We start from the raw sequence: 26,178 nt of genomic DNA, 5'->3' as shown, positions 1-26,178 counted from the left end.
GATGACCACTCTCAGCAGCGAGGCCGGCGAGGCGGTGGCGGTGGGCAGGGCGGCGCACGCGGCTCCCCGGCGGGGGCGTTCGCGGCGGTGGACGGCCTACGCCTTCCTCGCGCCGCTCGTGATCTACCTGCTCGTCTTCTACGCCTATCCGCTCTACCGCAACATCGACCTGAGCGTGCACGACTACACGCCGCGGGCGTTCGTGCGGGGCGACCCGGAGTTCACCGGGCTGGCCAACTACCGGGACATCCTGTCCGACGACACCTTCCTGCGGGCGCTGCGCAACACGGCCCTGTTCACGCTGGTGTCCATCGCGGCGCAGTACGCGATCGGCCTGGCGCTCGCGGTCTTCTTCCACCGCAACTTCCGCCTGTCCGCGGTGCTGCGCGCGATGTTCCTGGTGCCGTGGCTGCTGCCGCTGATCGTCTCCGCCTCCACCTGGTCGTGGATGCTCAACAGCGACAACGGCATCGTGAACGCGGCGCTGGAGGCGTTCGGGATCGGCCAGATCAACTGGCTCACCTCGCCCGACACCTCGCTGCTGGCCGTCACGATCGCCAACATCTGGCTCGGCGTCCCGTTCAACCTGGTGATCCTGTACGCCGGGCTGCAGAACATCTCCGCCGACCTGTACGAGGCCGCCGGCCTGGACGGGGCGAACGGGTGGCAGCGCTTCCGGCGGATCACCTTCCCGCTGCTGCGCCCGGTGTCGGCGATCACGCTGTTGCTCGGCCTGATCTACACGCTCAAGGTCGTCGACATCATCTGGATCATGACGCGGGGCGGACCGGCGGACGCCTCGACGACGCTGGCCATCTGGTCGTACCGGGAGGCGTTCGGCACCGGCCAGCCCGACTTCTCACCGGCGGCGGCCGTCGGCAACCTGCTCATCCTCATCGCCTTCGCCGCCGGGCTCCTGCACGTGCACCTGCAGCGCAAGGAGGAGCGCGCATGAAGACCTGGAAGACCGCCGTGGGCGTCGTCCTGGTGGGGCTGATGCTGTTCCCGGTCTACTGGATGTTCAACGTCTCGCTCACCAAGACGGGCGACATGCGGGCGGACCCGCCGCACTGGTTCCCCTGGAACCCCACGTTCGAGGGGTACGCGGCGGCGCTCGCCCAGCAGCTGCCGGCCCTGGCCACGAGCCTGTTCATCGGCCTGGGCACCGTCGCGCTGACGCTGCTCGTGGCCCTGCCCGCGGGCTACTCGCTGGCCAAGCTGCGCCCGCGCGGCGCGCGCGGGATCGACTTCCTGCTCCTCGCCGCGCAGATGATCCCCGCCGTCGTCATGGCGATGGGCTTCTACGCCATCTACATCCGGCTCGGCCTGCTCAACACCGTCCCCGGCCTGATCGTCGCCGACTCGACGCTGGCCGTGCCGTTCGGGGTGCTGCTCTTCCGGGCGTTCATGGCGAGCATCCCCGGCGAGCTCATGGCCGCGGCGCAGATCGACGGGGCGGGCACCTGGCGGACGTTCCGGTCGATCATCCTGCCGCTGAGCCGCAACTCGGTGATCACGGTCTCGCTCTTCGCGTTCCTGTGGGCGTGGTCGGACTTCATCTTCGCCTCGACCCTCAACCGCAACAGCGACGTCATCCCGATCACGCTCGGGATCTTCCGCTACATCGGCAACAACACCACGCAGTGGAACTCGATCATGGCGACCGCCGTGATCGCGTCCGTTCCCGCGGCCTTCCTCCTGGTCCTCGCGCAGCGCTACATCGCCGCAGGGGTCACCGCGGGCGCCGTGAAGGACTGACCACCCATTCGTCGAAAGGTTCACACATGTCCAGCCCCGTGCTGCCGTCCCACGGCCGGGTGCGTCCCCTCGGGCTCGCGCAGGTCTCCATCACCGGGGGGTTCTGGGGGAGCCGGCAGGCCGTGAACGCCACGGCGACGCTCGCCCACTGCGAGTCGTGGATGGAGCGGCTCGGCTGGCTCGCCAACTTCGACCGCGTCGCCGACGGGACGACCGCGCCCGACCGCCCCGGCTGGTCGTTCTCCGACTCGGAGGTCTACAAGCTCCTGGAGGCGCTGTCCTGGGAATGGGGCCGTACCGGCGACCTGGCGGCGGAGGCGGCGATCAAGCGGCTCACCGCGCGCGTCGCCCGCGCCCAGGACCCGGACGGCTACCTCAACACCTGCTTCGGGCACGGCGGGCAGCCGCCGCGCTACAGCGACCTGGAGATGGGCCACGAGCTCTACAACACCGGCCACCTCCTGCAGGCCGCGGTGGCCCGGCTGCGCACGCACGGCGAGGACGACCTCGTACGGGTGGCGCGGCGGGCCGCCGACCACGTGTGCCGCACCTTCGGCGCGGACGGCCGGCCCGGGATCTGCGGGCACCCGGAGATCGAGGTCGGCCTGGCCGAGTTCGGGCGGGCGCTGGGGGAGGAGCGCTACGTCGAGCAGGCGCGGATCTTCCTCGACCGCCGCGGGCACGGCACGCTCAGGGACATCCCGCTGGGCCGCGCCTACTTCCAGGACGACCTCCCGATCCGGGAGGCCGACGTGTGGCGCGGCCACGCGGTCCGCGCGCTCTACCTCACCGCCGCCGCCGTGGACGTCGCCGTCGAGCGCGGCGACGACGAGCTCCTGCGGGCCGTGGAGCGGCAGTGGGAGCGCTCGGTCGCGCGCCGCACGTACATCACGGGCGGCATGGGCTCGCGCCACCAGGACGAGGGCTTCGGCGAGGACTGGGAGCTGCCGCCGGACCGGGCCTACTGCGAGACGTGCGCCGGCGTCGCCTCGATCATGGTCTCCTGGCGGCTCCACCTGGCCACCGGCGACGTCCGCTACACCGACCTGATCGAGCGCACGCTCTACAACGTCGTCGCGACCTCCCCGAGCCCCGACGGCACCGCGTTCTTCTACGCCAACCCCCTCCACCAACGCTCCCCTGGCCGGCCGGCGGACCCGGACGAGGTGAGCCCGCGCGCCGAGGCCGGCGCCAGGGCCGCGTGGTTCGACGTGTCCTGCTGCCCCACGAACGTCGCCCGCACCCTGGCCGGCCTCCAGGGCTACCTCGCCACCGCCGACGACGACGGCCTCCAGCTCCACCAGTACGCCCCCTCGACCATCCGCGCCGAGCTGCCGGACGGGCGGCAGGCCGCGGTGGAGGTCGAGACCGCCTATCCCGACAGCGGGACCGTCCGCGTCCGGATCCTGGCCGACGGGCACTGGACGCTCGCCCTGCGGGTCCCGGCCTGGGCCGCCGGGGCCACGGTCGCCGTGGACGGGCGGGCGCGGCCGGTCGAGCCCGGCCTGGCCACGGTGCGGCGGGCGTTCCGGGCGGGCGAGGTGATCACGCTCGAACTGCCGATGGAGCCCCGCTTCACCTGGCCGGACCCCCGCATCGACGCCGTACGCGGCTGCGTCGCCGTCGAACGCGGCCCCGAGGTCCTGTGCGCCGAGTCCCACGACCTCCCGCGCCCCGGCGGGCTCGACGTCCTGGCGATCGACCCCGGGTCCGCCCCCAGGGCCGAACCCGGCGGAGCGCTGGTCCGCGGCCGCCTGGCCGCACCCCCCGACCGGCCGTGGGCCTACTCCGGCGCCCCGGCCACCCCCGCGGCGGACGCCGGCTGGTTCGACGTGCCGCTGCGGCCGTACCACTCGTGGGCCCGTCGCGGCCCGTCGAGCATGCGTGTCTGGTTGCCCACCGAAGGAGAGTGACACGATGTCCCGAATCCGAGTGCTCGCCTTAGCCCTGGTCACCACGGCCACTGCCCTGGTGACCACCTCGCCCCCGGCCGCGGCCGCCGGCGCGACGCTGACCGTCGACGTCGCGCAGCAGTTCCGGCCGGTCACCCACGTCGCCTCCGGCGGCCTGTACGGCCTGGCCGAGAACTCCCGGCCGGCCGACTCCACCCTCCTCCCGATCAAGGTCAACTCGCTGACCCAGCCCGCGCCGGGCGTCGGCCAGCGCCCCAACGGCCAGCCGCCCGGCGGCGACTCGCTGCTGGTGGCCCCGCAGGCGACCAGGGCCGGCGCGGGCGAGTTCATCCGCATGCCGGACATCTATCCCGACTTCCCGTACCGGTGGGTGAGCTGGGACGACTGGCTGGCCAAGGTCAACACCATGGTCAACGCCCGGCTGTCGGCCACCACGGTCTCGAACGTCATCGGCTGGGAGCTCTGGAACGAGCCCGACTACACCTGGAACACCGCCGCCGCGGGCAACTTCAACGACGCCTGGGTGCGCACGTACCGGGCGGTGCGCGCGCTCGACACGCTCACGCCGATCGTCGGCCCCAGCACCGCCACCTACAACCGCTCCTGGATGCAGTCGTTCCTCACCAACGCCAAGAACACCGGCACCCTGCCCGACATCATCTGCTGGCACGAGCTGCAGAACCCCACCAGGATCGCCTCCGACCTCGCCGACTACCGCAACCTGGAGTCCTCGCTCGGCATCAGCCCGCGCCGCATCTCCATCAACGAGTACGCCGCCACCGGCGAGGTCGACGTCCCCGGCCGGATCGCCAGCTACGTCGCCAAGTTCGAGCGCGGCGGCGTGGAGTCCGCGCACCGGGCCTTCTGGTACGAGTACGGCACCATGAACGGCCTGGTCGTCAACAACAGCCAGCCCACCGGCACCTGGTGGCTGTACAAGTGGTACGGCGACATGGCCGGCAACATGGTCACGACCACGTCGACCACGACGACGGGCCTGGACGGGTTCGCCTCCTACGACGGCACCCGCAAGATCGTCAACGTGGTGTTCGGCAACGAGGCCGGCACCAACACCGTCAACCTCACGGGCCTGGGCGCGCTCGGCTCCAGCGTCCGCGTCACGCTGACCTCGACCCCGTCCAGCGGCCGCTTCACCGCGGTCACCGCCCCCACCACGATCTCCACGACGACCCAGACGGTCAGCGGCGGACAGCTCAGCGTGTCCGTGCCCGGCATGGTGGCCACCAGCGCCTACCAGCTCGTCGTCGAGCCGGTCAGCGGGGTGCCCGCCTACCAGCAGCGGTACGAGGCCGAGAACGCCTCCGTCTTCCGCGCCCAGCGGCTGAGCGCCTCCAGCGCGTCGGGCGGCGGGTACGTGGGCCGGATCGACAACTCGGGCACGCCGCGCACCGACAGCTACGTCGACTTCGTCGTCAACGTGCCCACGGCGCGCTCGTACACGATGACCATCGGCTACGCCAACGGCACCGGCGCCACCGCGACCCAGGGCCTGGCCTACAACGGCGGCTCCTGGAGCACGGTCAGCTACCCGCCCACCGCGGGGTGGGGCCAGTTCGGCTCCACCGTCAGCACGATCGTCACGCTCCGGGCCGGGTACAACGTGATCCGCCTGGCCAAGGGCTCGCCGTTCTTCGCGGGCGGCACCGGGTACGCCGAACTCGACTACATCCAGCTCACGTGACCTTGACGACGGTCCGGCGGCACCCCGCCGGACCGTCGGTCTCCGGTGCTATAGAAGAGCGATGACATCTGTGACGTTTCGCGACGAGACCGCGACCGGCCGGGAGCTGGCCGCGTTCTCGCTGCCCGGCCTGCCCGAGCGCATCACGGCCAGAGAGCTCGTCCGGCTGCGCGTGCGCGAGGAGGTCGCCCGCCACAACGCCGGCGGCAGGCTCGACTGGGCGGAGCAGGCCGACGCCGCCGAGGCCGCGTTCGCCCGCAACGGGTTCCTGCTGCTGGTGGGCGAGCGCCAGATCGAGGACCTGGACGCCGAGATCGACCTGACCGCCGACCCGGTGGTGTCCTTCGTCAAGCTCGTGCCCCTGGCCGGGGGCTGACGGGGGTCACCCCTTGATCTGCCGGACGATGCTCTCGTCGGTGATCCGGCTGTCGGCGGCCAGGAGGAGGGCCTTGCTGACGATGAGCGCCAGCCGCCCGTCGTCCTCGAACGGCAGGAACAACCCCGCCTCGCGGCCGGCGGCGGACACGATGCACAGGTAGACGTCGCCGGGCTCCATGAGGATGTTGGCGCTGCCCAGGTGGATCTTGTAGGTGCGCAGGTCGCCGCGTACGACGAGGTAGCGGTCGGTGAGCGTGCAGCGGCCGGCCACGGCCAGGCGCGGCAGGAGGCGGGCCAGCGCGTCGCGGCGCACCTCGGCCGACGGCGACAACTCGCCGAAGGAGGCCGCGCGCCAGTAGTCGAGGTGGCGGTCGTGCCCGCGGTCGGCCCACTCCGGGTCGGCCGCGATCGAGGTCACCGCCACGAACAGGTCCACGTCCCGCATGGCCTCGCTGAACACCAGCGCCGGCACCTCGGCCAGTGGCGTCTCCCGCCACTCGCCGTCCGCGCGCCGGTGGAAGCGCACCTGGTCGGTGGAGGCGTGCTCGCCCGGGTCGCCGTACAGGTAGTCGTGGAAGAACGACGCCCGCCACCGCCCCTCGGCCAGCACGCGCGTGGCCTCGCCGGCGCCGCCGCCGTCCCAGGGGCCGAGCATGTCGGCCCGCCACCCCCGGGCCTTGAACATCGCGTACAGCCGCCGGTAGTCCACGATGTGGCCGGCGAACCGGTTGGAGTAGCCGGCGGTCCGCTCCTCCGCCGGCGTCAGCGGGTAGACCTCGCGGAAGGCCTGCTTGAACGGCTGCCTGATCCGCCCGTCGGCCACGGCCTCCCGCCAGCGGGCCACCTCGTCCGGCGTCGCGCGGGCGGGATGCCACAGGCGTACCCGCCCGCCCTCCGCCCCGCCGAGCGCGGCACGCCACTCGCCGGGGGCGACCTCGGCCTCCCAGATCAGCCGCCGGGCCACCGCGGAGGCGATCCGGTGCTCGGCGACCTGCTCGCGCCAAGTGTCGTACGGCTGCGCGGCCTCGCCGGCGAAGCCCGCCTCCAGCGCCCTGACCAGGGTCTTCACCTGCCGCTGCACCTGCTTGACCAGCTCGCGCAGGCGCTTGACCTCCTCGGGGCGCTCCTTGCGCACCGCCGCGGGCACGCTCTTGAGCGGCCGGTCGCCGTGCCACCACGTCAGCGCGAACTCCCCGTCCCCGCCCGCCGCGACGACCGCCCGGTGCTCGCCGAGCGTCGACTCCAGCCGCCCGCCCGGCCCGAAACCGAGATCCGGCATGCGGAAGGCCACCTCGACGCGGTCGGCGAGGCCGGGCTCGGCCTTGCGGATCATCCGGTCGAGCTGCTTGACCACGCCCGCGTGCCGGGTGAGCGCGCGGGCCGTGCGCAGCGCCGTGATCGCCTCCGGCGTCGGGAAGCGTTCGGCCGCCCGCGCGATCTCGTACAGCAGCGCCTGCGAGGGCAGGGTCTTCGCCGCCGTGGGGGCGACGGCGACCCGGCGCAGCAGCCTGTCGAGCAGCTCGGGCAGCCACGGCTCGTCGCGGAAGAGCGCCAGCCGGGCGGCCCGCCCGACCGCCGCCGTCTCGGCCGCTCCGAACGCCTTGTCCGCCCGGTAGGGGAGCTCGCCCGCGTGGATCGCCGCCAGCCGGTCCGCGGCGGCCTCCAGCGTCGAGCGGGCGAGGTCCACGTATGCCGGCATCGCGGCCAGCCGCTCCCACGCGTCGGGCAGCTCCGGCGGCGACCCGTACGACCGGGGCCCGATCTCGGCCAGCAGCGCCCTGCCCGCCGGGTCGAGGCCCATGAGCAGGTCGAACTCGGCGGCGGCCAGCGGCTCCCGCCGTTCTTCCACGACCTCGGCCAGCTCGTCCATCCCGGCCAGAGCGGCTACGGCGAGGAACGCGTACGAGTGCTCGACCCGCTTCTCACGGGCCATGAACTCGACCAGGGTGCGCGCGGGCGCGGCGAGGGCCGCCGACGGCGCGCCGCCGGGGCAGCGCAGCAGCGCCGCCGCGGCCAGGCACAGGTCGGCCCACTTCCGGCGCTCCAAGCCGTCGACCAGAGCCTCGAACAGCGCCACGCACGCCTCGGGGGAGAAGGCCGGCTGCCGCTCCTTGGCCTGGTTCTCGACCGCGACCCGCATCGAGAAGGCCGGGCCGCCGCCGGTCACCCGGTAGGCGAGGGGCAGCAGGGCACCCAGGTCGGCCGCGCTCAGCAGGGCCGCGTCCGGCCACGGGGCGGGATAGCCGGCGCCGGGCTCGGTCAGATGGTGGTGGATCCGCTGCGCGGTGGGGGAGAGCTGCATGTGACAGGTCCTCTAGGTTTTGCGGCCGACGCCGCAGACCGCGTTGACCACCGCGGGCTGCGGCTGCGCCCCTGCCGGGGGCCGCCAGAGCGGCGTGGAGACCACGCCGGGGTCCACGAGGTCGAGCCCTTCGAAGAAGCCGGCGAGCCCCTCGGGGCTGCGCAGCGTGTAGGGGAAGGCGGCCCGCTCGTTGTAGGCGCTCACCGCCGCCACCAGCGAGGGGTTGGCGTCGACGCCGTCGGACAGCGCCAGGTGGCTGCCGGGCGGCAGCGCCGCGACGTACTGGCGGACGAGGCCGGCGGCCAGGCCGTCATCGGGGATCTGGCCGGCGATGCTGAGCATCATCAGGCCGATCGGCCGGGAGAAGTCCAGGGTCTCGGCCGCCGCCGCGAGGATGGTGCCGGGGTCGCGCACGTCGGCGTCGACGTAGCCGGTCCGGCCCTCCGGGGTGCCGGCCAGCAGGGCGCGGGCGTGCACGAGCACCAAGGGGTCGTTGTCGACGTAGACGACGCGGGCCTCGGGGGCCAGGCGCTGCGCCACCTCGTGGGTGTTGTCGGCGGTGGGCAGGCCCGAGCCGATGTCGAGGAACTGCCGGATGCCCGCCTCGGTGACGAGATAGGTCACCGCCCGCCGCAGGAACTCGCGCTGGAGCGTGGCCACCTGCGCGAAATCGGGGAAGGCGCGCAGCAGATTTTCCCCTGCCTCGCGGTCGACGTCGTAGTTGTCGGTCCCGCCGAGCAGGTAGTTCCAGACCCGGGCGGAATGCGGCTTGGTGCGGTCGATCCTGGGGTCGGCGTCCATTGCCGAAGCCTATACGATCTTCCCCATCATCCCCCGTTCGCGTTGGGAGCCGGAGCCATGGCTGACGAGACCCGCGGAGACCTCGCTGCGAAGATCGACTCGGGAGTGCCGCACGCGGCGCGCATCTGGAACTACTGGATGGGCGGCAAGGACCACTTCGAGGCCGACCGGGCCGCGGGCGACGCCGTCGCCGCGGTCTACCCCGAGATCGTCACCATGGCCAATCAGTCGCGGCGCTTCCTCATCCGCGCCGTCGGCCAGCTCGCGGCGGAGGCGGGCGTCCGGCAGTTCCTCGACATCGGCACCGGCCTGCCCACGATGCAGAACACCCACGAGATCGCCCAGGGGATCCACCCGGACGCGCGCATCGTCTACGTCGACAACGACCCGATGGTCCTCGTGCACGCCCGCGCCCTGCTGCGCAACACCACGCCCGAGGGCGTGACCACGTACATCGACGGCGACTACCACGAGCCCGAGCTGATCATCTCCGACGCCCGCAACGTGCTCGACTTCACCAAGCCGATCGGCGTGATGTTCATGGGCGTGCTCGGTTACGTGGAGGACTTCGACGTGCTGCTGTCCATCGTGCGCCGGGTGATGGACGCCGTCCCCTCCGGCAGCTACCTGGTGCTCTGGGACGGCTCCGACACCGGCGACGCCGTCAACGAGGGCAGCGCCAAGCTCGCCGAGAGCGGGGCCGTCCCCTATTACCTGCGCAGCCCGAAGCAGCTCGCCGAGTGCTTCGCCGGCCTGGAGCCGGTCGAGCCCGGGCTGGTGCCGATCGCGGACTGGCGGCCCGGCGACGACGCGGACGAGCCGATCGACGCGTACGGCGCGGTGGCCCGCAAGCCCTGAGCCCTGACGAGGATCGCGGCCGCGCGCGCCGGGCGCGAGCCCGTCACGTCGTGTCAGACTGCGAATATGGCCCACACCCATGACGCAGAGGACCCGGCGTGCGCGGTTGCCCACAGCGAGGCTCCCGCCGAGCCTGCCGGGCGGACGCTGGTCGCCGTCTTCGCCTCCCCGGTGGCGGACTGCCTGCTGAGGTTCGGGGCGGAGCTCGGCTTCCGCCCGATCCTCCTCGAACCCGACCCCGGGCGCGGCCTCCCGGGATTCACGGCGGTGACCGAGCTCGGCGGTTATCTCGACGCCACGGCCGACGTGGTGCTCACCGACCACCATCGCGAGGAGATCGGGCCGGTCCTCCGGGACGTGCTCAAGTTCCCCGTCCGGTGGGTCGGCATCATGGGCAGCGCCCGCCACACCGCGCCGCACGTACGGGCGCTGGCCGACCTCGGCGTGCCGCCTGACGAGATCGCCCGGGTGCACCGGCCCATCGGGCTCAACATCGGCTCGCGCACCCCGCCCGAGATCGCCGTCGCCACCCTGGCCGGCCTGATCGCCGACCGCAACGCCCGCCCGGGCGGCTTCGCCTTCTGACCGCCCGCCCGGGCCGGCTTCCGACCGCCCGCCCGGGTCAGCGCAGGTGGGCGGCCGACCAGCAGTCCGTCGCGCCCGGCTTGCCGCACCGCTTCAAGGCGTCGAGGGACTTGCTCAGGGGGGCCGTCCTGGCGTTGGCGGGGTCGTTGGACTCCTCGCGGGGGTCGGTGACGGTGTTGTAGTACTCGGGCTTCGGATCGCCCTTGTACTCGACGTAGAGCTCCCCGGCCGTGCGCACGGCCGAGTAGCTGGGCGGCCGGGAGTTGCCCCGCTTCATGGCGTCCGCGTCCGGGTCGGGCAGGCCCGGCGTGCGGGGGTTCGGCTTGACGTGCTCGATCAGCGCCGCGTCGCGCCAGCCGGTGACGTTCTGACCCTGGATGAGGGGCAGCAGGCTGCGGCCGTCGCGGCTGTCCCGCGTCGCGGGGGCGACGCCGGCCATGTCGAGGAAGGTCGCGAACAGGTCCACGTTCTGGGCGATGGCGTGGCTCACCAGGTCGCCGCGCGGCCCCGAGAGCGGGCGCCTGACCAGGAGCGGCACCCGTACGTCGTGGTCGTAGGCGGTGGACTTGCCGCGCACCAGGCGGTGCTGCCCCAGGTGGAAGCCGTTGTCGCTGGTGAACACGACGTACGTGTTCCGCTGCTCCTCCTGGGTCAGCGCGGACAGGACGCGCTGCACCACGTCGTCGATCGACTGCACCATGCGGATCCGGTTGCGGAAGTCCTCGCGGAGCTTGGCGACGAGCTTCGGGCCGATGGGCTTCCGCCGTACCCAGGAGGGCTTGTCGGCGGTGTCCTCGTTGAACGACGGCAGGGCGGTCACGTCGATGGAGTCGCAGTCGGGGCCGCCGCAGTCGCCGTGCGGGAACTCCCCGGCGGGGAAGCGGTCCTTCGGCCGGTCGCGGGGCGCGGGCGGGAAGCGCGGCTCGGTGTCACCGGGCTTGACGTCGACCCTGTTGTGCGGCGAGAAGGGCGAGACCTGGAGGAAGAACGGCTCGCCGGGGGCGTAGCGGCGGGAGCGCTCGATGAAGCCCACTGCGCGCTGCCCCAGCTCGTCGACCAGGTACGTGCCCTTGGAGGCGTCGATCGGCCGCCGGGCGCCCGCTTCCTCCTTGACGTAGCGGGTGAGCCGGTACCTGAACTCGTTGTAGCCGCCGCTCGCCGTCACGTGCCACTCGTCCCAGCCGGCCGGGACGTGGTAGCCGGGGCCCGCGGGATACTCGTTGATGTACTTGCCCAGGTAGCCCGTGCGGTAGCCGGCCTGGTGCAGGGAGACGGCGTACGTCCTGGCCTCGTGCTTCGCGAACGCGCCGTAGCCGCCGTGGTCGTAGCCCTGGTTGGTGCGCACGCCGGTGTTGTGCGGGAACTGGCCGGTGAACATGGTGGCGCGGGACGGGCAGCAGAGCGAGTCGGCCACGTAGTAGTCGGTGAACGTGGTGCCGTCGCGGCTCAGGCTCCGGACCGTGTCCATGTACTGGAGCAGCTCGGCGGACATGTCGTCGACGAGGAAGAAGATGATGTTCGGTCGCTTGGGCGGGGCGAGGGTGCCGGCGCCCGCCGGGGACGCGACGGTCAAGGCGAGGAGGAAGGCGAGCGCAACCGCCCAGCTTTTCCTGATATTTCCGGACATCGGGGTGAGCAGTCTCTTCGGCAGGGGACGGGAGGTTGGGGGTGCGATGCACGGTAATTCAGGACAAAGCACTCAACCAACTTCATATCACCCGCGAGAGTGTGCTCCGGAGCCGGGAGAAGGCGCCGGGATGGCTCCCGGCGCACCGCTGCCTAGTTCCAGATCCCCGGGACCTCGGCCGGGACCTTGTCCCCGAGCTGCTTCCGGTCGAGCACGTCACCCTCCAGAGGCAGGAGAACGGTGACCTCACGGCCCCAGTCCGCGTACCGGGTGCTCGACTCGACCGTGACGGAGCGGTCGTTCAAGGGGAGCACGGCCTTGGCGGACAGCCGCTCGACCAGGCCGTCACCGCCGAACCACAGGGTGTAGGTGATCTTGCCGCTCTTGGGGCGCATGCCGAAGCGCGAGGCGAAGGAGGGGGACACCGCCGCGAGCGCGGGGGCCTTGATGGAGCCCTTGACCACACCGTCGCGAGAGGACGTGCGGTGTGACAGGAGCGTCTTGAGCGTGGCGGGTTCCAGGATCTCCAGGACCAGGTTGCTCGGCGGCAGGTCGGCCGGCCCGTAGCGAACCCAGCCGGCGCCCTCGGGCAACGCGTTGGCGACCACCGGGCCGGAGACGTAGCTCACGTCCCGCGTGGAGATCATCCTGATCGGCCCTTGCTGCAGGGCCTCGACCTCCTCCGGCCTCGACTTCTTCACGCTGCGGAGGAGTTCCTTGCTGTACCGCAGGGTCTGGGCCACGTCGGACGCGGCCGCGCCGCGCCGGTCGAACCCGATCGTGCCCTCCAGCCCGGAGGTGACGACCAGGCTGCTCGTGTACGTCACCTTCGCCGTGGCCTGCACGTTGACGGCCCGGCCGGTGGCTAACTCGGCCTTGAGCTCCTTGACCGGGTCGATCTTGGGTGCCGCCTGCGCCGGCGTCGCGGCGAGCTGCGCCACGCCCGCGACCACGGCGACACCGATGATGGCTCGCTTCATGGGTTTCCTTGGGAACGGTCCGAAAAGTCGCGAACAATCTGGTGCATCGAAGATCATCAGTCAAGTCGAACCACGACATCCGGCATGTCATGGGTTGATCTCACGCCGTACGGGGGCGAGCATGGTCAGCGGCGGCCGACGACAGAGGAGGCGTGCCGGCGTGAACGACCAGAACGGGGACGCGCGCAAGATCCCGCGCCCGGCCGCATCCGGCTCCTGCCCGGTCCGGCGCGCCGACGACGGGACGTGGGAGGTCCGCGGCTACGCGCAGGCCCGCGCCGTGCTGCGCAGCGACGACACCGTACAGGCAGGGCTGGGCATCGAGACCGTGGAGAAGCTGCCCGCCAAGGTCCGGCGGCCCGTCCTCTACCGCGACGGGCCCGAGCACCGCGAGGACCGGCGCCAGACCGCGCGGTTCTTCACGCCCCGCAGGGTGGACGAGCGGTATCGCGACCTGATGGCGCGCGTCGCCGACAGCCGGCTCGCGACGTTGCGGGCGGCGGGGGAGGCGCAGCTGTCGGAGCTGAGCTTCGGCATGGCGATCGAGGTGGCGAGCGCGATCATCGGCCTCACCTCCAGCAGGCCCGGGATCCGCGGCCGGTTGGAGCGGTTCTTCCCCGAGAAGTTCGGCCGGCCGGGCCTGACCAGCCCGAGCGGCGTCTACTGGATGATCAGGCAGAACGTGAACTGGCTGCGCGTCTACCTGGCCGACGTGCGCCCGGCGATCCGCGCCCACCGCCGCGAGCCGCGCGACGACCTCATCTCGCACCTGATCTCCGAGGGGTGCACGGACGCCGAGATCCTCGGCGAGTGCCTGACCTTCGCCGCGGCCGGCATGGTGACCACGCGCGAGTTCATCTGCGTCGCGGCCTGGCACCTGTTCACCGATGAGGCGCTGCTGGAGCGCTACCGCGCGGCGGACGAGCCCGGACGCCTCGCCGTCCTGCACGAGATCCTGCGGCTCGAACCCGTGGTCGGGCGCCTGCGCCGGCGCACCACGGCCGCCCTCGCCCTGGCCGGCCCCGACGGACCGGTCACGGTGCCGGCGGGCGCGGTGATCGAGGTGCTCGTCGACGCCGCGAACACCGATCCCTCGGCCGTGGGCTCGGGCCCGCTGTCGGTCTGCCCCGGCCGCGACATCGACGGGGGCACGGGCGCCGCTGCGCTGTCCTTCGGCGACGGCCCGCACCGCTGCCCGGGGGCGGGTATCGCCATCCTGGAGACCGACGTCTTCCTCAGCCGCCTGTTCGCCATGGACGGGGTGCGGATGGCGTCGGCGCCGCGCGTGAGCTTCAACAACGACATCGGCGGCTACGAGATCCGCGGCCTGGTGGTCAGCGTGGGTGAGTGACCCGGCGGCCTGCACGCCTCGACCTGGCGGTCATCGCCGGCAAGCGGCGAGGCGGGCGTCACGTCCCGGCCAGGTGGCCGGCGCAGGGGAGCGGCGGGGCGGGTGTCACGCCTTGGCCAGGTGGCGGCGGCCTGCTTGACCATGCCGCGGGCCGATGATCCCGCGACCGCCACCCCGCCACGGCCGCGGGTCCCCGGCCACCATGACCAGCTCGGCGAGCACGTCCAAGCGAAACAGCACGTCCTGACCGGCCCACCCATGCGCACCGTGGCGAGAAGCCGTGCCGGCGCAGGGGTCAGGAGGAGGCGGCGGTGGTGCGCACCGCGGTGACCATCACCGTGGCGTACCGCATCCTGAAGGCGCCCCCCAACGCATCGACTGCGGCGCCGACGCCCGTGAGCACCTCCTGCAGCGTGGCCGCCGGGAGCCGGGTGTGGACGCCGGTGGTGGGCAGCAGGTCCAGCCACTCGTCGCGGGTGTAGGGCCGCTCCCAGTCGAGCCGCCACTGCTCCACCTCGCCGAACGCGCCCGCCGTGCGGATGCCGTCGGCGGCCTTGGCGCGCAGCGACGCGTACGCGTCGGAGTCGGCCAGCGCGCGCTGATAGATCGGCGCGTCGGGCATGACCCTGCGGTAGACGGCGGCGATGGCTTCACCGAGCTCGGGCGGGGGCTGGAACGTGTTCCAGAACACGGCCATCCGCCCGCCGGGACGCAGCACCTGCGCCGCCTTGGTCGCGCCGGCGACCGGGTCGACCCAGTGCCAGGCCTGGCCGGCGATGACGGTGTCGAAGTCCCGGCCGGCAGGGTCCCAGTCCTCGAACCTCGCCACCTCCACCTCAAGCCCGCCGTTCCGCGCGAAGTCGGCCATCCGCTCGTCGGGATCGACCCCGAGCACCCGGCAGCCGGCCGCCTGGAACTGCCGGGCCTCGATGCCGGTGCCGCAACCGACGTCGAGCACGTCGGGCCCGGGGCTGCCGGCCACGACGCGGGTCACCATGGCGTCGGGGTAGTGGGGCCGGGTCCGGTCATAGCGTTCGGCGTCCACGCCGAACGATTCCGCCATCTGCCGAGCTTGATGGGGTTCGGGTACGGGAAGTGAGTCTCCCGGCTGCGCTATAGTGGGCATGCGCCCACTATGAATGGGCAAGCGCCCACTCGTCAACCTGGCGAGGCCGAACGACGGAAGGCGGGATGCGTGGTGCCGACTGGGGTGGCCCTCCGCGACGTGCGTGAGCAGCTGTTCGACGCCGCCGAACGGATCCTGCTGCGGGACGGGCCGAGCGCGCTGACCAGCCGGGCGGTCACCACGGAGGCCGGCTGCGCCAAGGGCGTCCTGCACCGGCACTTCGACGACTTCGACGCCTTCCTCGCCGAGTTCGTGCTCGATCGCGTCGACCGGATGGACGCCCAGGCCGCCGCCCTGCGCGAGTCCGCCGGCACCGGCACCGTCGCCGGCAACCTCGTCGACGCGCTGACGGCCGTCTTCGGGTCGGTCGCCGTGGCGATCGTCCCCCTCATCACCTTCCGGGACGAACTACGCGCCCGGCTCCGCCAGTCCTGGCCGGCCGGAGTCCCGGTCCTTACGGAGGCCTGCGTCATGATCGCCGTCTATCTGGCGGAGGAGCGGGACCTTGGACGCATCGCGGCGGACGCCGACGTCGACACACTCGCCCCGACCTTGATCGGCGCCGGGCACCTGCTGTTCGCCGACCGGACGGGCACTCCGCCGGATCGCGACGCCGTCCGCAGGATGGTGACCACGGTCATCGCCGGCGCGGTGCCATAGGGAGCGCCGACGGCCAGCTCATCGCCCCGGCTCATGGCCCCCGCCGATGGATCGCCCGCCGCCGTCCGGCGCTCGCAGCCGGGCCTGCCGGTTGAGGTGGCGGCTCGGGTTGCCGTGACGAGGCGCCAGCCACTCAGGGTGCTGGGATGAGGCGCCAGTGGCCCGGGTCGCCGTGGTGAGGTGCCAGTAGCTCGTCTGTCGTGACGAACTGCACCGCCGAAGCCCGAGCCCCGGCCAGCGTCGGCGGTGGCCGATGTCTCAGCCTGGCGCCTTGCGGCTGAGGTTCTCCCAGGTGCGGTACTCGGCGGTGCGGGCCTCCTCCATCTGCAGCACGATGTCGTAGGAGGCGCTGCCGACGATCAGGCGCACGGGTGGGTTCGGCAGGTTGACCAGCTCCATGATGGCCGGTGCGGCGGTGCTCGGGTCGGGCCCCGCGTCGTCGCCCCAGAGCTCGGTCAGCTTGGCGCGCAGCGGCTCGTAGACCGGGTTCGGCTCCGTGGCCGTGGTGCCGGTCGTGAAGAGCCCGGTGTCGTAGCCGCCCATCTGCAGGATGGTGACCTTGATACCGAACGGCTCCACCTCCATGGCCAGGGCCTCGCTGGCCGAGTTGAGCGCCGACTTGCCCGCCGCGTACAGGCCGACCGACGCGAACCCGCCGCTCGCGCCCATCGAGGTGACCTGCAGGATGTGGCCGGAGCCCTGCTCGCGCAGGTGCGGGACGACAGCCTGGGCCACCCAGATCGCGCCGAAGAAGTTGACGTCGAAATGGGCCCGGATCTGCTCCTCCGTGGCCTCCTCCACCATGCCGAACAGCAGCCCGCCGGCGTTGTTGACCACGATGTCCAGCCGTCCGAACGCGGCCACCGCCCGATCCACGCCCTCACGGACGGCGGCGCGGTCGGACACGTCGAGCGGCATCCGTACGAAAGTGTCGGGATATTTCTGGCACAGGTCGGACAGCGGCTCCACATTGCGCGCGCCGGCCACGACCCGCTCGCCCGCGGCCAGCGCCGCCTCGGCGAACGCCCTGCCCAGGCCCCGGGACGCACCGGTGATGAACCATACGCGGGTCATGAAAACCTCCTCATGAACGAGACGAGACGTAGCGTCTCGCGATGTCCGGAACTCTAAGCGGACTCCCGGGAGGAGTCAAGACGGACCGTCTCGTCTCGTTCGGGTGCTACGCTGAACCGCATGTCCAAGCGACCCGACCCGGCCCGCCGCAGTGAGCGCTCGCGGCAGGCCGTCCTCGACGCGGCCCGCGAGCTGGTCTCCGAAATGGGATACGCCAAGGTCTCGATCGAGGCCATCGCCGCCCGTGCGGGCGTGGGCAAGCAGACGATCTACCGCTGGTGGCGCTCCAAGGGAGCCGTGATCTTCGACGCCTTCCTCGCCCTCAGTCAGGTCGACGACGCCATCACGTTGCCCGACACGGGCGACATCGAGGCCGATCTGAAGCTGGTGATGCGGGCGACGGTGGCGGAGTTCGCCGATCCGGATTTCGAGGCGCCGATCAGGGCGCTCAACATGGAGATCGTCAACGATCCCGACCTCGCCGCCCAGTATCGCGAGAAGCTCGCGGCCCCGGTCGACGAGGCCAAGAAGGTCCGGCTGCGCAGCGCGCAGCGCGCCGGTCAGATCGCCGCCGACGCCGATCTCGACCTGGCGCTGGAGCTCCTGTACGCCCCCCTGTTCCAGCGCTGGCTGCACCGCTCGGGTCCACTCACGCCCGAGTACGCCGACGCCCTCGTCGACCTCATGCTCAAGGCCCTGCGCCCCGACTGAACTCACCCCCGGACTGTCGTAACTATACCTTCTAGAAGGTATAGTTACTGGCATGCGACCGAGCCAGAGGAACCAGATCCTGGATGCCGCGATCCGTGTGACGGAGCGCGACGGCATCACCGGCCTGACGCTGGAGTCGGCGGCCGAGGAGGCCGGAGTGACCAAGGGCGGGCTCATGTACCACTTCCGCACGCGCGACGAGTTGCTGGTGGCGATCCAGAGGCATCTGACCGACGCCTGGGAGGACCACCTCACCGCCGAGCTGGGCAAGCCGCTGGCGGAGGCGTCGCCGCACGAGGCCGTCGAGGCCTACATACGGGTGGGCATGCACGGTTCGGCGAGCAAGGCGGACCTGGCGTTCATGGTCGAGTCGGCCACCAAGCCGGAGCTGGCCGAGGTATGGGACGACCTCATCGGCCGCTGGGCCCCGCCGCCCGCTTCGACCGAGCCTCGCGACATCGACCTGTTGCTGGCCCGGCTGGCCGTCGACGGGCTGTGGCTGGGGGAGGCCACGGGCGGGATCCCGTTGCCCGAGCCGGTCAGGAAGGCCCTTCAGGACCGGCTGCTCGCGCTGGTCGAGGCCGACGCCGGCTGAGGAACCTCCCCGAGTAGCCCCCGTACCTGCCCAGCCACCCCGGCGACCGGGACCACTCCGGTCACCGGGGCCGGCCGCGTGACCCCGCACCGCCACCTCGCCGCCCGCGCCCGGCCGAGCCGTGAGGCCCCGCGCGGTGGGCTGGCCCCTCGCCGCCGCGTCCTCGCCATCCGCGACGGACCTATCGCCGCACCGGCTCCGCCGCGAAGCGTCCGCCACTCATGACAAACCGATGGCCGCATCGGTCCCGCCGCGAAGCCCGAAACCCCCGTGACGGACCGGCCGCCTCGCCGCGAGCCCGGTGCGTGCTCAGCCTGCCCATTGACCCCCATTTCCAGGGAGGACCCCATGACGAACACGATGACCGAGCTGAACCCCAGACGCTGGGCGGCGCTGGCCGTCCTGTCGGCGAGCCTGTTGCTGATCACGATGGACATGACCATCCTCAACGTGGCGCTGCCGCAGATCTCGGCCGACCTGCGCCCGGGCGCGGTGGAGCTGCTGTGGATGATCGACATCTACTCCCTGGTCGTGGCGGGCCTGCTGGTGGCCGTCAGCGCGCTCGGCGACCGCTGGGGGCGCAAGCGCATGCTCGTCTCCGGCTTCACCCTGTTCGGCCTGGCCTCCGTCGCCGTGCTGTGGGCCGACAGCCCGGCCGAGGTGATCGCGGTACGGGCGCTGCTCGGCGTCGGCGGTGCGATGATCATGCCGTCCACCCTGTCGATGATCCGCAACCTGTTCACCGACGCCCGCGAGCGGGCCACTGCGCTGGGCGTCTGGGCGGCCATGGCGGCGGTGGGCGGCGCGCTCGGCCCGATCGTGGGCGGGCTGCTGCTGGAGGTCTTCAGCTGGCACGCCGCGTTCCTGGTGAACGTACCGATCATGGTCGTCGCCGTCGTCACCGGGCTGTTGCTGCTGCCCGAGTCCCGCAACCCCGACCCGGGCCGCTGGGACGCCCTGGGCACGGCGCTGTCGATGGTCGGCATGATCGCCCTGGTCTACGCCATCAAGCACCTGGCCACCGAGGGCCTGGACGTCTGGACCGCCCTCACGGCCGTCCTGGCCGCCGTCACCTTGACCTGGTTCGTACGGCGGTGCCTGCGCCGCCCCGACCCCCTCCTGGAGATCCGGCTCTTCCGCGGCGGCGCCTTCACCTCCGGCACCGTGGCCGCCTTCACCACCTCGATCGCCATGGCCGGCATGATGCTGCTCATGGTCCAGTGGGCGCAGCTCGTCCAGGGCTACTCGCCGCTGCAGACCGGCCTGGCCATGCTGCCCATGGCGGTCGGCTCCGCCGTGCTCTCGCCGCTGGCGCCGGCCCTGGCCGTCCGGATCGGCGCGCGTACGGTGCTGGCCGGCGGGCTGGCGATCGGCGCGCTCGGCTTCGCGGTGCTGTGGATCGCCCCGACGACCTACCTGTGGGTGGCCGTGTCGATCCTGCTGATCGGAGCGGGCATGGGCTCGCTCGCCATCGCCTCCGCCGTGATCATGTCGGGCGCCCCGGCGGAGAAGGCGGGCAGCGCGGCCGCGATCGAGGAGACCTCCTACGAGATCGGCGGCACCTTCGGCGTCGCGGTGCTGGGCAGCCTGGCCGCCGCCCTCTACAGGGCCGAGCTCCCCGAGAACGCCACCGACGCGGTCCGCGAGTCGCTCGGCGGCGCGCTGGCCGCCGCCCGCGCGCTCGGCTCCTCCGACCTGGCCGCCCAGGCCACGCTCGCCTTCACCGAGTCGCTGCGGACGACCAGCCTGTACGGGGCGGTGCTCATGCTGCTGGCGGCGGCGGCCGTCTGGTGGCGCACCCCCGCCCGGCTGGACCTGGCCGCGGCGCAGCACTGAGCGCCCCGGGCAACGAAGACGTCGACCCCGATGATCACGTTCCGCTTCCATGAGTGCACGTTGAGTAGGCCATACTCATGCGCCCCGCGAGGCCGTCCCTGACGCTGGTCAGCGAAGGGTCTTCGAACGAGGGAGTGGTGTTCAGTGCTGATCGTCACCTTCGCCGGCCGGGCCGCGATCCCCGGTCCCGCCGCCGGCACCGGTTACAGCATCTGGTCCTACCGGGTGGACACGAACAATCCGGGGCCGGGCGGTCAAGGGGATCTCACGCCGGGTCAGCGCATCGCCATCGGCTTCCCGCGCGGGGTGGACGTGCGCGGCCCCGAGCAGTACCCGGGCGTCCCGCAGCTCGACGGCATCTTCGTGCTGCGGGACACCACGGCCAGCCGCGTGTACGCGGGCCGGCAGATCAGCTCGCCGGGGCCCCAGACGATCTCGTTCGTCGCGCCGTCGGTCGAGTCCTCGTACGAGGTGCTCGTGGCCAAGGCGCCGCAGGGGCAGACGCTCGACTCGGTGCCGTTCCTGGCCGGGGCGGGCACCACGGCGCAGCCCCTCCAGGTCATGACCGCGCCCATGGCCGGCGCGCCGATCTTCAACGGGCGGCCGCCCGGCGACTTCACCGGCACCCTGCCGTACGCGAGCGAGCTGTTCGGCGTCTACCAGCCGCTGGCGGGCTGGTTCGGCCAGAACGGCTCCCTGCGGGCCATGCGGGCGGTCGCCGACGAGCGGCTGGTCGGCCTCGGCGGTGGCGCGTTCGCCGGGGAAGCCGCCCGCGCGCTGGAGCACGAGGGGCTGGCGGCGCTCGCCGAGCGGTTCGACGCGCTCGCGCAGGGCGTGTTGTCGCCGGTCGGGCTGGTCAACCTGTTCAGGGAGTACTTCTTCGAGTTCGACACCTTCCTGGGCGGCCCCGTCGGCCACCTGTGGATCAGCCCCGGCGGCATGGTCGAGGTGGTCGAGAGCAGCACCCGCCGCACGCTGGTCGAGCGGACCGCCGAGCAGTCGGAGGAGACCTCGCGCAAGGTCGAGGAGAGCCTGACCGACCAGGACGACCTCGCCGACGGCGTAAAGGAGGACAACGCCAACGACACCAACCTCGGCGTCACCGCCAGCGGCGGCGTCAACACCGGCGTCTACCACGCGGACGCCAGCGCCAGCTTCGCGCTGCAGACCACGGTCAAGCGCTCGTCGGAGCAGACGCACAAGCACACCCGCACGCAGAGCTCCAAGACCACCAGCGAGATCAAGCGGAACTTCAAGACGACGTTCAAGACGGTCACCGAGACCACCGACACCTCCAGCCGCCGCTACGTCGTGCAGAACACCACGGACGACCTGGTCAACTACGAGCTGCGGCGCAAGATGCGCAAGGTCGGCGTCCAGGTGCAGCACATCGGCGCGCGGCTGAGCTGGCAGGTCTACCTCGACGCACCCGGGCGCGAGCTCGGTCTCGGCGAGCTGGTGCACGTGGTCACCGCACCCGACCTGACCGCGGTGCCCAAGCCCGACATCCAGCCCTATCCGGCCGAGCAGCAGGTCACCTACCACCTCGCCGTGCCGTTCGTGCTCTACCAGGGCGCCGACGACGAGGCGGAGAACACCTACCAGACCTCCAACGAGAACATCAACCACGGCATCTTCCGCCCCGACGTGGGCGCGAACGACATCATCGAGTTCCGGTTCGACTTCCCGCTGCCGCCCCCGCCGCCGGGGACCACGCTCAAGAAGATCGGCATGCTCGACTTCCACGGCGCGCAGGTCAGGTTCACCACGGACGCCGCCGACCTCGGCGCCAACCCCGACTCCGCGACCAACACGCTGAAGGTCCGGCTCACCTACGCCAACTTCGAGGGCCGCAAGTTCATGCCGTTCGACGCGATCATGGTCTACGAGCCGACGCCCGAGGCCAAGCACGCCGTGGACGTCCTCAACGACGCCGCCAGGACCGCCTACGACCGCCGGGTGGCCGCGCTCCAGCACGAGGCGTACGGGAACGCCGTGCGCGACCGGCTGCGGCTGGTCAGCGGCCTGCGCCCGCGGTCCTCGGAGGACCTGCGCGACGAGGAGCGCCAGACCGTCTACGCCCACCTCATCCGCCGGCTGCGGCTCTTCGACGACGACCACCTCGGCTCCGAGCTGATCCGGCAGATCTTCGACGTGGACGAGATGCTGTACTTCGTCGCCCCCGACTTCTGGCGGCCGATCGACGTGCCCCCGCCGAGCCAGGGCAGCGTCGGCAAGTACCCCGTCCCGCCGGCGCCCTGGGACCTGCAGGATCCCGGCGTGCTCGGCGGGCAGACCGTGCTCACCTGGTACGCCCACACCGACGCGAGCAACGCGCTCGACGAGCAGCTGCACACCGTGCCGGAATGGCGGGTCAACTACCTGGTCACCGAGGAGACCCAGCCCGCCCCGCTGGGCAGCTCGCTCGGCTGGCTGATCCAGGAGGACGGCGACGAGCGGCGCAACGAGTTCCTCAACGCCGCCTGGGCCAAGGCGGTCCTGCCGATCCGGCCGGGGCACGAGGTGGAGGCGCTCAGGTGGCTGGCCCAGGCGAACGTCGAGGGCGAGGCCGGGCTCGGTCTGCCGTACCCGATGCAGCCGGGCGACCCGCCCGCCTACCAGGGCAAGACGGTGGGCCAGGTCCTCGACCTGCTCGCGGCCGAGCTCCAGGCGGCCAACACCGACATCACCAAGACGCTGGCCACGGAGGAGGTCTTCGAGACCGGGTTCGACCCGCTGGAGGGCGGGTTCCGGCCGGCCGCGCCGTACCAGGTGTTCGACCAGTGGGTGGAGGTCCTGCCGACCGACCAGGTGGTGGCGGTGCAGGTCCGGTACGACCCCAAGACCGGGCAGCAGCTCTGACATGGCCTTCACGACGACAGTCAGGTGGCGGCGGCCCGGCGAGGCCGCCCACCCCCTGCTCAAAGGCGCGGTGCAGGTCGAGCTGCGGGCGCTCGACGCCACCCAGTCGGCGCGCTGGGCCGATCCGTCGGCGGGGCAGGCGTGCCCGCCGGCGGGGGCGCCGGGCGAGGTGTCGGCCGCCTTCACCGTCCCCGACACGGCGGCGGCGCTGCGGCTGAGCCTCACCGTGCGGCTGCGGGCCGCGGGCCAGGACGAGGAGGCGCTGTCGGTGGTTCAGCGGCTGACCGTGGCCAGGCCGGGGGTGCTCGTGCCCGACGCCTACCGGCTCGACCGCTTCGCCACGCACCTCAGGCGGCGCGGCGGAGGCGGCGAGGTGCTCCAGGACGTTCCGAGCGCGCAGCCGACCGGCATGGCGCGGTCCTTCTTCGGCCGCCATCCGCTGCTGCGCATGGCGGCAGGGGACACCCCCGAGATCGACACCGAGTTCCTGGACGTCACCAACCTGTGGTGGGCGCTGCACTTCCGGGTGTGCCGGAACAACCACGAGGACGGCTTCAACCCCTGGTACCTGGAGCCGACCTGCAACGACCGGCCGGAGCGGCTGCGGGTGCTGCTGAACACCCGCGTCACGCCCATGCTGTGGTTCGCGAGCCTGCCGCCCGTGCGGGAGCTGCCCAGCGAGACCTCGGTGGGCGGGTACCTGTTCCTGCGGCCCGTCGGCAGCGCCTACGCCTACCCCGCCACCTGGCCCGACGTGCTCGCCGCGCCGGCGCACGCCACCACCGGCCTGCGCAACCTGTGCCGGTACGTGCTCCAGGGCCACACCAGGACCGGCAAGGCCAAGATCACCGGGGTGCCGGACTGGCACCAGCTCATCGACCACAGCTTCGACGCCGACCACCCGCTTAACGCCTACTCGTTCCTGCCGTGCGGCATGGAGTACGCCCTGGACAGGACCGCGCCCAAGCTCGTGTCCGAGACGCGCTCCCTGCGGGTGCTGCTGCTGCCGGTGCCGGAGAAGAACAGCCCCGGCTACGGCTACGGCGGCATCGTCGGGCCGGGCAACACCGCGCGCCTGGCGGCCGCGATCCGGCTGCTGTGGACCAGGGGAGGGTTCGGCGGGCACGGTCAGCAGCTGCTGGAGCAGGGCGAGATCGCTCCGCCGCAACCGCCCCAGCCCGGGGCCGAGCCACCCGCGACGGGGACGCTGCGGGTGGCCCAGGACACGTGGGTGGGCGCGTACAGCAGCGGTGGCCACGGGCTGTGGGAGCTGCTGAACGATCCGGGCAACCGCACGGGCGTGGCCCGGGCGCTGGTCTTCGACACCGTGGGCTTCACCGACCCCGGTCAGGACCGCCTGCTGGCCACCGCCAAGGCCCGCGCCGCGGCGCGCCGCCCGGGGCTGCAGGCGCGCATCGTGTGGAGTCCGTACGCGATGGGTCACCAGCCGCCGGCCGCCTTCCTCGCAGCCCTGCGCGGGCTCGGCGGCCAGCCGGTCGTCTGGCCCAAGGCGGGCCCGAGCTACTTCGGCGCCCCGCCCAACCCGGCCAACCCCTGGGCCGAATACGTCTTCGCCGACGCCAAGCCGTGGACGGCCGCCAAGTTCCCGGCCGGGCAGCTGAGCGGGTGGTGGCACCAGTTCGCGGTCTTCGCGGGCGAGGAGATCCACGGCGACCCCCGGGATCCCGCCTCGATCAGCTTCATGGAGGCCACGATGGCACCCTGACCGTTCGAGGAGAGCCCCGGGTGCGGGTCGTGGCCGGCCGAGTCGCCCGTGAGACCGACCGGTAGATTGCGCGCATGTCCTCCACCCCGCGCCCGGACGACCGGGTCGCTTCCGCGTTCCGGTTCGCCACCGAGCTGGTCGCCTGGGTCGCCACCCCATGGGCCCTGGCCACGCACTCCGTCCCGCTGGCCGTGCTGTCGGTGGTGGTGCTGATCGGCCTGCCCACGCTGTTCTCCACCCCGGGCGACAAGCGGAACGTGATCGTCGCGGTGCCGGGTGCGGTGACGATCGCGCTGGTCCTGCTGCAGCTCGTGGCCGCGGTGGCGGCGTCGTGGGCCGCCTGGCCGGTGTTCGCCGCCGTGGCGGTGTCGGTGCTGGCCGTGGTCACCGCGGTGCTGGAGCTGCCGCGCTGGCGGTGGCTGCTCACCTCCACCTGAGCGAGCGGGCCGCCCGGGCGATGGGAACGCGTTGAGCGGCCTACCCGGCCGGCGGTGCGAACGCCTCGTGGAGCTCGGAGATCGAGGCCATCTCGGCGACGAACCCGAACCGGCCCGCCCGCATCTGCCGCGCCCCGTCCAGGAATGACCGCAGGGCGAGCCGGGAGAGCGCGCCGCCGATGCTCACCCGGCGCACGCCGACCTCGGCGAGCTGCTCCAGCGTGATCGAGGGGTCGGCGAAGCCCATCACCACGTTGACCGGCCTGCCGACGGAGGAGACGACCGCGCGCATCTGGTCGAGCGTGCGCAGCCCCGGCGCGTACAGGACGTCGGCGCCCGCCGCCTCGAACGCCTGCAGGCGCCTGATCGTGTCGTCGAGGCCGGCGACGCCGTACAGGAGGTTCTCGGCCCTGGCGGTCAGGACGAGCGGGACGGGCAGCCCGCGGGCGACCTCGACGGCCGCGTGGATCCGCTCGACGGCGAGCCCGAAGTCGTAGATCGGCGCGCCGGGGTCGCCGGACGCGTCCTCGATGGACGCCCCGACCGCGCCGCACGCGCAGGCGTCGGCGATCATCCTGGCCGCCTCGGCGGGCTCGTCGGCGTAGCCGTTCTCGAGGTCGGCGTTGACGGGCAGGGACGTCGCCTCGCTGATGACGCGGCAGTTGTCGAGGACGTCCTGCCGCCCGGCCCGGGTGCGGCCGAGCACGTTGGCCACGCCGAGGCTCGTGGTGGCGACGGCCTCGAATCCGAGGCCGGCCAGCAGCCGCGCCGTCCCGGCGTCCCACGGGTTGGGCAGCAGGAAGGGCTCGGGTCGCTCGTGCAGAGCCCGGAAACGGGTGGCCTTGGCCGGCTGATCGGTCATGAGCTCACTGTCGTCGCCGCCCTGTTGATCCGTC

At 72.3% G+C, this 26,178-nt stretch carries 23 protein-coding genes; 15 read left to right on the top strand and 8 right to left on the bottom strand.

Annotation, left to right across the window (positions count from 1 at the left end; genetic code table 11):
• The first annotated feature begins 1 nt into the window (after window position 1).
• The 5 genes from ABZS69_RS28415 to ABZS69_RS28395 all read left to right on the top strand — a co-directional run bounded on the left by ABZS69_RS28415 (window position 2) and on the right by ABZS69_RS28395 (window position 5,749).
• A complete protein-coding gene (locus tag ABZS69_RS28415; RefSeq protein WP_355377877.1) occupies window positions 2-955 on the top strand; it encodes a sugar ABC transporter permease in 954 nt (317 codons plus the stop codon).
• Entirely contained in the window at window positions 952-1,758 is an 807-nt protein-coding gene (locus ABZS69_RS28410) for a carbohydrate ABC transporter permease (protein ID WP_355377875.1), read from the top strand. Before ABZS69_RS28415 ends, ABZS69_RS28410 begins: the two co-directional genes overlap by 4 nt.
• 26 nt (window positions 1,759-1,784) lie before the next feature.
• Window positions 1,785-3,671: a beta-L-arabinofuranosidase domain-containing protein gene (locus tag ABZS69_RS28405; protein ID WP_355377873.1), complete on the top strand. Its 1,887-nt coding sequence runs from the start codon at window positions 1,785-1,787 to the stop codon at window positions 3,669-3,671.
• Between the two features lie 4 nt (window positions 3,672-3,675).
• A complete protein-coding gene (locus ABZS69_RS28400) occupies window positions 3,676-5,373 on the top strand; it encodes a hypothetical protein (protein ID WP_355377872.1) in 1,698 nt (565 codons plus the stop codon).
• Between the two features lie 61 nt (window positions 5,374-5,434).
• On the top strand, window positions 5,435-5,749 hold the full coding sequence (locus ABZS69_RS28395) for a hypothetical protein (protein ID WP_355377870.1): 315 nt from the start codon (window positions 5,435-5,437) through the stop codon (window positions 5,747-5,749).
• Between the two features lie 6 nt (window positions 5,750-5,755).
• Here the strand turns inward: ABZS69_RS28395 and ABZS69_RS28390 are convergent, their stop codons facing one another.
• A complete protein-coding gene (locus ABZS69_RS28390) occupies window positions 5,756-8,053 on the bottom strand; it encodes a DUF4132 domain-containing protein (protein ID WP_355377868.1) in 2,298 nt (765 codons plus the stop codon).
• A gap of 12 nt (window positions 8,054-8,065) precedes the next feature.
• On the bottom strand, window positions 8,066-8,854 hold the full coding sequence (locus tag ABZS69_RS28385) for an SAM-dependent methyltransferase (RefSeq protein WP_355377866.1): 789 nt from the start codon (window positions 8,852-8,854) through the stop codon (window positions 8,066-8,068).
• A 57-nt stretch (window positions 8,855-8,911) separates the two neighbouring features.
• On the opposite strand from ABZS69_RS28385, the gene ABZS69_RS28380 reads away from it, so the two are divergent.
• Both ABZS69_RS28380 and ABZS69_RS28375 read left to right on the top strand, forming a co-directional pair.
• Complete coding sequence (locus ABZS69_RS28380) at window positions 8,912-9,712, top strand: SAM-dependent methyltransferase (protein WP_355377864.1); 801 nt, start codon at window positions 8,912-8,914, stop codon at window positions 9,710-9,712.
• A 66-nt stretch (window positions 9,713-9,778) separates the two neighbouring features.
• Complete coding sequence (locus tag ABZS69_RS28375) at window positions 9,779-10,297, top strand: XdhC family protein (RefSeq protein ID WP_355377863.1); 519 nt, start codon at window positions 9,779-9,781, stop codon at window positions 10,295-10,297.
• A gap of 37 nt (window positions 10,298-10,334) precedes the next feature.
• Here the strand turns inward: ABZS69_RS28375 and ABZS69_RS28370 are convergent, their stop codons facing one another.
• Window positions 10,335-11,870 carry a sulfatase gene (locus ABZS69_RS28370; RefSeq protein WP_355377861.1) on the bottom strand — a complete coding sequence of 512 codons (1,536 nt, stop codon included), beginning with the start codon at window positions 11,868-11,870 and terminating at the stop codon, window positions 10,335-10,337.
• Between the two features lie 206 nt (window positions 11,871-12,076).
• Window positions 12,077-12,904, bottom strand: a complete 828-nt coding sequence (locus tag ABZS69_RS28365; RefSeq protein ID WP_355377859.1) for a hypothetical protein — start codon at window positions 12,902-12,904, stop codon at window positions 12,077-12,079.
• 160 nt (window positions 12,905-13,064) lie between these two features.
• On the opposite strand from ABZS69_RS28365, the gene ABZS69_RS28360 reads away from it, so the two are divergent.
• Window positions 13,065-14,255 carry a cytochrome P450 gene (locus tag ABZS69_RS28360; protein WP_355377858.1) on the top strand — a complete coding sequence of 397 codons (1,191 nt, stop codon included), beginning with the start codon at window positions 13,065-13,067 and terminating at the stop codon, window positions 14,253-14,255.
• A 105-nt stretch (window positions 14,256-14,360) separates the two neighbouring features.
• Here ABZS69_RS28360 and ABZS69_RS28355 read toward each other — a convergent pair whose 3' ends face one another.
• Window positions 14,361-14,495, bottom strand: coding sequence for a hypothetical protein (locus tag ABZS69_RS28355; RefSeq protein WP_355377856.1), 135 nt, complete (start codon window positions 14,493-14,495; stop codon window positions 14,361-14,363).
• A 55-nt stretch (window positions 14,496-14,550) separates the two neighbouring features.
• Window positions 14,551-15,318, bottom strand: coding sequence for a class I SAM-dependent methyltransferase (locus tag ABZS69_RS28350; RefSeq protein WP_355377854.1), 768 nt, complete (start codon window positions 15,316-15,318; stop codon window positions 14,551-14,553).
• 135 nt (window positions 15,319-15,453) lie between these two features.
• Here ABZS69_RS28350 and ABZS69_RS28345 point away from each other — a divergent pair, with 135 nt between their 5' ends.
• Window positions 15,454-16,041, top strand: coding sequence for a TetR/AcrR family transcriptional regulator (locus ABZS69_RS28345; protein WP_355378212.1), 588 nt, complete (start codon window positions 15,454-15,456; stop codon window positions 16,039-16,041).
• Between the two features lie 258 nt (window positions 16,042-16,299).
• Here ABZS69_RS28345 and ABZS69_RS28340 read toward each other — a convergent pair whose 3' ends face one another.
• Window positions 16,300-17,115 carry an SDR family NAD(P)-dependent oxidoreductase gene (locus tag ABZS69_RS28340; RefSeq protein WP_355377853.1) on the bottom strand — a complete coding sequence of 272 codons (816 nt, stop codon included), beginning with the start codon at window positions 17,113-17,115 and terminating at the stop codon, window positions 16,300-16,302.
• Between the two features lie 120 nt (window positions 17,116-17,235).
• Between ABZS69_RS28340 and ABZS69_RS28335 the strand changes: the two genes are divergently transcribed.
• From ABZS69_RS28335 to ABZS69_RS28310, 6 genes are all read left to right on the top strand, one after another.
• Window positions 17,236-17,826, top strand: a complete 591-nt coding sequence (locus ABZS69_RS28335) for a TetR/AcrR family transcriptional regulator (protein ID WP_355377851.1) — start codon at window positions 17,236-17,238, stop codon at window positions 17,824-17,826.
• A 52-nt stretch (window positions 17,827-17,878) separates the two neighbouring features.
• Complete coding sequence (locus ABZS69_RS28330; RefSeq protein WP_355377850.1) at window positions 17,879-18,421, top strand: TetR family transcriptional regulator; 543 nt, start codon at window positions 17,879-17,881, stop codon at window positions 18,419-18,421.
• A 348-nt stretch (window positions 18,422-18,769) separates the two neighbouring features.
• Window positions 18,770-20,257, top strand: coding sequence for an MFS transporter (locus tag ABZS69_RS28325; protein ID WP_355377848.1), 1,488 nt, complete (start codon window positions 18,770-18,772; stop codon window positions 20,255-20,257).
• 144 nt (window positions 20,258-20,401) lie between these two features.
• Window positions 20,402-23,119, top strand: coding sequence for a hypothetical protein (locus tag ABZS69_RS28320; RefSeq protein WP_355377845.1), 2,718 nt, complete (start codon window positions 20,402-20,404; stop codon window positions 23,117-23,119).
• Window position 23,120: 1 nt separating this feature from the next.
• Window positions 23,121-24,845, top strand: coding sequence for a hypothetical protein (locus tag ABZS69_RS28315; RefSeq protein WP_355377844.1), 1,725 nt, complete (start codon window positions 23,121-23,123; stop codon window positions 24,843-24,845).
• A 74-nt stretch (window positions 24,846-24,919) separates the two neighbouring features.
• The gene (locus tag ABZS69_RS28310) at window positions 24,920-25,282 is read left to right on the top strand and encodes a hypothetical protein (protein ID WP_355377842.1); all 363 of its coding nucleotides are present in this window, start codon (window positions 24,920-24,922) and stop codon (window positions 25,280-25,282) included.
• Between the two features lie 40 nt (window positions 25,283-25,322).
• Here ABZS69_RS28310 and ABZS69_RS28305 read toward each other — a convergent pair whose 3' ends face one another.
• A complete protein-coding gene (locus ABZS69_RS28305; RefSeq protein WP_355377840.1) occupies window positions 25,323-26,144 on the bottom strand; it encodes an isocitrate lyase/phosphoenolpyruvate mutase family protein in 822 nt (273 codons plus the stop codon).
• Between the last annotated feature and the right edge of the window lie 34 nt (window positions 26,145-26,178).

The sequence above is a fragment of the Nonomuraea sp. NPDC005650 genome (assembly GCF_040605375.1).
Lineage (GTDB): Bacteria > Actinomycetota > Actinomycetes > Streptosporangiales > Streptosporangiaceae > Nonomuraea.
This window is presented reverse-complemented; position numbering and strand designations above follow the sequence as displayed.

Excerpts from the sequence above, each read along its gene's own strand:
- ABZS69_RS28395 (WP_355377870.1), top strand. The coding sequence starts at position 5,435 with ATGACATCTGTGACGTTTCGCGACGAGACCGCGACCGGCCGGGAGCTG.
- ABZS69_RS28385 (WP_355377866.1), bottom strand. The coding sequence starts at position 8,854 with ATGGACGCCGACCCCAGGATCGACCGCACCAAGCCGCATTCCGCCCGG.
- ABZS69_RS28390 (WP_355377868.1), bottom strand. The coding sequence starts at position 8,053 with ATGCAGCTCTCCCCCACCGCGCAGCGGATCCACCACCATCTGACCGAG.
- ABZS69_RS28415 (WP_355377877.1), top strand. The coding sequence starts at position 2 with ATGACCACTCTCAGCAGCGAGGCCGGCGAGGCGGTGGCGGTGGGCAGG.
- ABZS69_RS28310 (WP_355377842.1), top strand. The coding sequence starts at position 24,920 with ATGTCCTCCACCCCGCGCCCGGACGACCGGGTCGCTTCCGCGTTCCGG.
- ABZS69_RS28350 (WP_355377854.1), bottom strand. The coding sequence starts at position 15,318 with ATGGCGGAATCGTTCGGCGTGGACGCCGAACGCTATGACCGGACCCGG.
- ABZS69_RS28305 (WP_355377840.1), bottom strand. The coding sequence starts at position 26,144 with ATGACCGATCAGCCGGCCAAGGCCACCCGTTTCCGGGCTCTGCACGAG.
- ABZS69_RS28335 (WP_355377851.1), top strand. The coding sequence starts at position 17,236 with ATGTCCAAGCGACCCGACCCGGCCCGCCGCAGTGAGCGCTCGCGGCAG.
- ABZS69_RS28330 (WP_355377850.1), top strand. The coding sequence starts at position 17,879 with ATGCGACCGAGCCAGAGGAACCAGATCCTGGATGCCGCGATCCGTGTG.
- ABZS69_RS28400 (WP_355377872.1), top strand. The coding sequence starts at position 3,676 with ATGTCCCGAATCCGAGTGCTCGCCTTAGCCCTGGTCACCACGGCCACT.
- ABZS69_RS28410 (WP_355377875.1), top strand. The coding sequence starts at position 952 with ATGAAGACCTGGAAGACCGCCGTGGGCGTCGTCCTGGTGGGGCTGATG.
- ABZS69_RS28365 (WP_355377859.1), bottom strand. The coding sequence starts at position 12,904 with ATGAAGCGAGCCATCATCGGTGTCGCCGTGGTCGCGGGCGTGGCGCAG.
- ABZS69_RS28405 (WP_355377873.1), top strand. The coding sequence starts at position 1,785 with ATGTCCAGCCCCGTGCTGCCGTCCCACGGCCGGGTGCGTCCCCTCGGG.
- ABZS69_RS28375 (WP_355377863.1), top strand. The coding sequence starts at position 9,779 with ATGGCCCACACCCATGACGCAGAGGACCCGGCGTGCGCGGTTGCCCAC.
- ABZS69_RS28315 (WP_355377844.1), top strand. The coding sequence starts at position 23,121 with ATGGCCTTCACGACGACAGTCAGGTGGCGGCGGCCCGGCGAGGCCGCC.
- ABZS69_RS28380 (WP_355377864.1), top strand. The coding sequence starts at position 8,912 with ATGGCTGACGAGACCCGCGGAGACCTCGCTGCGAAGATCGACTCGGGA.
- ABZS69_RS28325 (WP_355377848.1), top strand. The coding sequence starts at position 18,770 with ATGACGAACACGATGACCGAGCTGAACCCCAGACGCTGGGCGGCGCTG.
- ABZS69_RS28340 (WP_355377853.1), bottom strand. The coding sequence starts at position 17,115 with ATGACCCGCGTATGGTTCATCACCGGTGCGTCCCGGGGCCTGGGCAGG.